8 protein-coding genes are annotated in these 5,459 nt (G+C 43.0%); 4 read left to right on the top strand and 4 right to left on the bottom strand.

From position 1 onward, the window contains the following. Positions 1–775: 775 nt before the first annotated feature. The 3 genes from F6K51_RS14535 to F6K51_RS14525 form a co-directional block, all read right to left on the bottom strand. On the bottom strand, positions 776–2,650 hold the full coding sequence (locus tag F6K51_RS14535; protein ID WP_293021283.1) for an alpha-amylase family glycosyl hydrolase: 1,875 nt from the start codon (positions 2,648–2,650) through the stop codon (positions 776–778). Positions 2,651–2,879: 229 nt separating this feature from the next. Next, a complete protein-coding gene (locus F6K51_RS14530) occupies positions 2,880–3,212 on the bottom strand; it encodes a DUF5615 family PIN-like protein (protein WP_293021281.1) in 333 nt (110 codons plus the stop codon). Beyond that, complete coding sequence (locus tag F6K51_RS14525; protein WP_293021280.1) at positions 3,209–3,523, bottom strand: DUF433 domain-containing protein; 315 nt, start codon at positions 3,521–3,523, stop codon at positions 3,209–3,211. The genes F6K51_RS14530 and F6K51_RS14525 overlap by 4 nt, the downstream gene beginning before the upstream one ends. Before the next feature lie 66 nt (positions 3,524–3,589). On the opposite strand from F6K51_RS14525, the gene F6K51_RS14520 reads away from it, so the two are divergent. The 4 genes from F6K51_RS14520 to F6K51_RS14505 all read left to right on the top strand — a co-directional run bounded on the left by F6K51_RS14520 (position 3,590) and on the right by F6K51_RS14505 (position 5,195). Next, positions 3,590–3,895, top strand: a complete 306-nt coding sequence (locus F6K51_RS14520; RefSeq protein WP_293021279.1) for a hypothetical protein — start codon at positions 3,590–3,592, stop codon at positions 3,893–3,895. Then, positions 3,862–4,482: a hypothetical protein gene (locus F6K51_RS14515; RefSeq protein ID WP_293021278.1), complete on the top strand. Its 621-nt coding sequence runs from the start codon at positions 3,862–3,864 to the stop codon at positions 4,480–4,482. The genes F6K51_RS14520 and F6K51_RS14515 overlap by 34 nt, the downstream gene beginning before the upstream one ends. Positions 4,483–4,517: 35 nt before the next feature. After that, positions 4,518–4,652 carry a hypothetical protein gene (locus F6K51_RS14510; RefSeq protein WP_293021277.1) on the top strand — a complete coding sequence of 45 codons (135 nt, stop codon included), beginning with the start codon at positions 4,518–4,520 and terminating at the stop codon, positions 4,650–4,652. Positions 4,653–4,796: 144 nt separating this feature from the next. Continuing rightward, the gene (locus F6K51_RS14505) at positions 4,797–5,195 is read left to right on the top strand and encodes a four helix bundle protein (RefSeq protein ID WP_293021276.1); all 399 of its coding nucleotides are present in this window, start codon (positions 4,797–4,799) and stop codon (positions 5,193–5,195) included. Between the two features lie 43 nt (positions 5,196–5,238). Here F6K51_RS14505 and F6K51_RS14500 read toward each other — a convergent pair. Then, on the bottom strand, positions 5,239–5,459 hold a 221-nt coding region (locus F6K51_RS14500; RefSeq protein WP_293021275.1), incomplete at its 5' end, for a hypothetical protein.

Here is a 5,459-nt window from a genome sequence, read left to right as displayed (position 1 = left end):
ATATGTAAAGAACTCTTAAGACATCTCAAAAAAAATAAGAGAGCCGTTGGTGTGACTCTCTCGATCATCAGGGTGCATCTACTAATCTAAGTATAGCAAGATAAATGTGGGGTGCAACCCCTCACCCCTTGAAACCAGTAAAATGTTACAAAACTTAATAGTGTGCATCGGCTTAATGATTGGGATGAAGGTTAAGCACCGCTTCAAACCTATCACTTCAAATATGTAAAGAACTCTTAAGACATCTCAAAAAAAATAAGAGAGCCGTTCGTGTGACTCTCTCGATCATCAGGGTGCATCTACTGATCTAAGTATAGCAAGATAAATGTGGGGTGCAACCCCTCATCCCTCTAAGCAAGCAAAATGTTACAAAACTTAATAGTGTGCATCGGCTTAATGATTCCGATCAAGCTTACCAACTCATGCAGCAACCACCAGTTCCCTTCAAACCGCTGACTTCAAGCACCATTAGAACTGTTAAGCCCTCTCAAAAAAAAATAGAGAGCCGTGCTTGTGACTCTCTTGATCATCAGGGTGTATCTACTTGATCTCAGTATAGCAAAATAAATGTGGGGTACAACCCCTCACATGGTTAAACCAGTAAAATGTTATAATTATTGGCAGTTTTACGGTAGAATGCCTAGGGCGTGTTTTCTTGCCTCGGAGATCCCCCGTTGGTCCCCCTTAAAAAAGGGGGACTTTGAGTATGGCTCCCCCCTTTTTTAAGGGGGGCTGGGGGGGATCTAAATCTTGCGGAAAACTTTGAAAACACGCCCTAGGCCAAAATCATCATGCCACTAGGCGGTAACTCAATCCTGACCGTTGCCCTACCCTCGTCATGTTGAACGATTACAGTTTGATTCTGGGGTGGATTGCGTAATTGAGAGTTACTCCAGTAACTGTTGTAGAGCAGAGTAAGGGTTGAGCCGTGGGGGTGTAGTGAGGCATCAATGGTGACGTATGCACCCCGGCTTTCGATGCCATGAGTGTTTAAAGCAACCAGAATTTCTTGATTGTAGAGAATCCTTGACCAAGCAATTAATTCTCCAGCATCAGGAATAGCAAAAGGTTTGCCGAGATAGGAGGTTTCTCGGAGGTATTGACGACCGCCACGTAGGGTTTTACCAATCAGATCTGGTCGATTCCGGAGGTTTGCGATCGCAGAAATTCTGAGATACGTGGGATGGTCTGAGTCAAAGAAGTGACAGCCACTGGTTTCAAATGCTCCAAAGCTACCCCCAAACATCGATTCACGAATATAGCGATCGCTATTGGAAATGTTGCCATACTCATTTATTGCTTCAACACTAGGGTCATGGCGGTTTTCTGTGCCATCAAATGCTTGTTCAGTACCGTAATAGATACAGGGTATACCCAACGTGGTCAGTTGCACCCCTACCGCATGGGCTATTTGCTGGTATTTACTAGGAATAGAGTTATTAGCAGCAAAGCGATGCTTGCGATCGCGCCCGACCATATCATGGTCATCTAAGATGGAAACATGATACCGTCCCGTTTCCCGGTGGCTACCAAGGATATTATGCTCCTCAAATTGACTAAAAAACTCCCTTGGCGGTGTTAATCCTTTTACCATCTGTGCTAATCGCTTTGTGGGTTCCCCAATATCAAGCACAGCATCCAAGTTGCGACCAAATACTTCCAGGTAGTTGCGGGACATATGAGCCCCATCGGTTACTTCTCCCACCAGTAGGATGTTATCCTTACCAATCGATTCCGCATATTCCCGGATAGCACCACAAAAACTACGGGAAACTCGCCAAGGAATATGCTTAACGGTATCAATGCGAAATCCATCGCAGTCACTTAGGGCAATCCAGTATTGATAGACTTTAATAATCCCTGCTAAGACTTCCGGTTTAGCGACATTAATATCTTTTAAATCAAAGAAATCCCCTCGGCGAAATTCTAGCTCCGGATGCAGTTTATCTTCCCAAGGGTCTGCACCCCATTCGTTAATATGACCAGCACGAGTGTACCAATCCATGTTTTGAAATTCTTGAGGCCATACCCCATCAATTTCTGTAGTGATTTGGGAAATCGCTTTACCAGTGCCAGAACGCCAACTATGAAATGGATAAGGGGGTTCAAAACGGTAGGGAAGGGTAGCCTGAGGATTATCATTATCATCTTGGTAGAAAAAGTTATTGCCACTGTGGTTATAAATGATGTCTAAGATCACATACATTTCCCGCTCATGGGCAGCATCCACTAAATCCCGTAAATCCTGACGGCTGCCAAATCGGGGGTCAACATCTAGGAAATTTTGAATCCCGTAGCCGTGATAGGTGTCTAGTTCAATCCGTTGTCGCCAAACTGGACCAATCCAAAGGGTAGTGACACCTAATTGTTTCAAGTAGTCCAATTTACTTTCGATTCCCTTGAGGGTACCCCCTTGAAACCTTTTTCCCTTGCTCATCCAGTCACCTTTATTTTTGGCTTTAAATTGGTTTGGATTGCTACGCTCAAACTTTTTCCGCTCTAGTTCTAACCCATCACTGAATCGGTCAGGTAGCAGAAAGTATAGAATCTGGTCTCGCCAAGTAATCGGACTGGGATAAACATTGCCCCTCGGTTGCAGGTTGGCCTCAGCAAGGGTTTGGGGAGAGCATGGTTCAACTGGAGTAGACACGATGGAAACCTTTGGTGAATCGATGTTCGTTTCTTTAACGGTATACACCAGTAGATAATTATATTCCGCAAAAGATTAGGGGGATTCGGGAATCGGGAGTCGAGAGTGGGGAGTGGGGAGTGGGGAGTGGGGAGTGGGGAGTGGGGAGTAGGAATAACAAAATTGAATTTACCTAATAATTCATTCGTGGGGTGTTTTTGAATTTTGAATTGATAATGACGAAGGAAACTCAGAGAAATTCAAGATGATTTTGCATTTCCTCTGGCTGCAATACTTCCCAAATCAAAGTTAGTGTACCTATGATTTCTCCTATTGAGCGTCGATTAGGACTGCAATAAGCAATTCCAGAATGAGTTATTCCAGTTTGATGAAGTACCACAAAGTCGTCATCATGAGTCACCAGAACTCGTTGTTGCAATGTGGCAAAAGCAAGCTGTTCTTGATCAGAGGCAGCAATCAGTCCAACTTCTGAGGTTGTCGTTACTTCAATTCCACGACGACGCAAACCTTGAGAGATGGCATTGCTAACACTTTCATCCAAATGAAATCGGATTTTGGTCATTGCCGATTCTGAAGTTTTTGCTGCAATAGAGACGGTGTTTGAGCTTGTACCGCTTCTACAAAGGCTTCTCCAGCCTCAATATCCTGTCTGATTTCCTCTTTATGGTCGTGGTAGTAAGCCAGTGCTGCATAGACATCTGACAGGGTAATGCTAGGATGGTGATATAGAATTTCATCCGGTGACATTCCCATGCTTTCGTGCCAGATGACAATATCTTGAACTCGAATCCGATGTCCGGCAATCCGAGGTTTACCGCCACAAACCCCCGGAGTGATTTCAATATGTTCTGAGATTGTTGGAATAGTTGCCATTGGGAGAGTTAAACGTCACTGAAAGATGCATTACCTTACGGTAGTATTCTTACTGAATAGCACACTTTGCGGTCTGTTTGCGTTCGCGTAGCGTGGCCTACGGCCAATCGCATTCAAAGTATAGCATTTCAGCAAATAGTTAAAAAAATAGTTAAAAAATGCAATAAGCCCATTTTTAATAGTAATCAAGTACACAATATTTTCCCCCGATTCCCGACTCCCGATTCCCGATTCCCGATTCCCGATTCCCGATTCCCTACTCCCTACTCCCTACTCCCTACTCCCTACTCCCTACTCCCTACTCCCTACTCCCTACTCCCTACTCCCTTCCCTAGATCATGTATTACAGTCAATTTACTATTCAAAAAGTAGTCAATGATTTTGACTTAACCTTAATCGAACAAGGGAATATTTTTGAAAGCGATAGCGATCGCGTAATTTATCCTAGTCCTTATTTAGCCGAATTTATCACCCAAAATTACCAACTAGCCATCGCCTTGAATACGGAAAAAGCCCGATCAGAACTCTTGATATGTCCAGTATTACTCGCAGTTAGAGAATGCCATAAAAACCAGATTAGCTTGTTTTCTGGGGAAGAGTTTACTGTTGACCCAGAAGTGGGATTAAATGGCACCTGTGATTTTATTATTAGTCTTTCACCGGAACAGTTATTTGTTAAAGCCCCAGTAGCCATTATTATAGAAGCCAAAAAAGAAGACCTGAAAGGGGGATTAGGACAGTGTATCGCTGCAATGGTAGCAGCTGCTCGGTTTAACCAACAGGAGAATAATAGTAACGGTAATGGGATTGCAACGGTTTACGGTGCCGTAACCACTGGGACTCTATGGCGATTTCTGAAATTGGAAGAAAAAACAGTAACCCTCGATCTGGCGGAATATTTTCTGCCTCCCATCGAACCTATTCTAGGGAAATTGGTGCAGATGGTAGAACAGGATTAGGAATGATATCAATTCTGGTTGAATACCCATAATTAATGGGGAGATGGGGAGATGGGGAGATGGGGAGATGGGGAGATGGGAAGATGGGGCGACTAAGTATAGCACTACCGATTAAGGTGTTTGACATTGACACAAGGTTAAAAGCTAGCGCTATATTTTTATTGTTTTGATGCAATTTCCAGACTCCCCACTCCCGACCCAAATGTAAATAAATCTTGCCCAGCCCTTTGCGAGGGTTTACTATTGCTGGTATATTCCTGATGTAAACATTAAACTATCAGGAGATTGGGAGTTAAGAAAATAGAGAGTTAGGGATGAGTTCAAAAACACCTAAATTGATCAATAATCATGAAGATTTAGAAGTGTATCAAAAGGCTTTTAAGGCTGCCATGAGGATATTTGAACTCTCTAAACGTTTCCCAATTGAAGAAAGATACGCTTTAACTGATCAAATCCGACGCTCTTCTCGTTCAGTATGTGCTAACCTAGCAGAGGCTTGGCGCAGAAGAAGATATCAAGGCTCTTTTTGTGCTAGGCTCAACGATGCAGAAGCAGAGGCAGCAGAAACTCAAGTGTGGTTGAAATTTGCAGTTAAATGCAATTATCTAGATCTTGGTATTGCCAGAGAACTCTCAAATCAATATAACGAGATTTTAGGCAGTATAGTCAAAATGGTGAATGACTCAGACAAGTGGTTACTAAAAAAACCTTAAAATTATCCCCATATCCCCATTAGAACTGTTTCAATATCATACGTTAACAATTTGGAGAGATAGGGAGATAGGGAGATAGGGAGATAGGGAGATAGGGAGATAGGGAGATAGGGAGATAGGGAGATAGGGGGATAGGGAGATAGGGAGATAGGGGGATAGGGAGATAGGGGGATAGGGGGATAGGGGGAATTTTTCTTAAAAAAAAGGTATTTTTAACCTTAAAAATATTAATAATGGAAGATAGTAGAGAAGGTAAAGAGTGTA

Source organism: Moorena sp. SIO3I8 (assembly GCF_010692325.1).
Taxonomy (GTDB): domain Bacteria; phylum Cyanobacteriota; class Cyanobacteriia; order Cyanobacteriales; family Coleofasciculaceae; genus Moorena.
The sequence above is the reverse complement of the archived record's forward strand: the minus strand, read 5'-3'. Positions and strand labels throughout refer to the sequence as shown.

Bases quoted from the DNA above. Each gene is read 5' to 3' on its own strand.
- F6K51_RS14505 (WP_293021276.1), top strand. From the start codon at position 4,797: ATGAGTTCAAAAACACCTAAATTGATCAATAATCATGAAGATTTAGAA.
- F6K51_RS14510 (WP_293021277.1), top strand. From the start codon at position 4,518: ATGGGGAGATGGGGAGATGGGGAGATGGGGAGATGGGGAGATGGGAAG.
- F6K51_RS14530 (WP_293021281.1), bottom strand. From the start codon at position 3,212: ATGACCAAAATCCGATTTCATTTGGATGAAAGTGTTAGCAATGCCATC.
- F6K51_RS14525 (WP_293021280.1), bottom strand. From the start codon at position 3,523: ATGGCAACTATTCCAACAATCTCAGAACATATTGAAATCACTCCGGGG.
- F6K51_RS14515 (WP_293021278.1), top strand. From the start codon at position 3,862: ATGTATTACAGTCAATTTACTATTCAAAAAGTAGTCAATGATTTTGAC.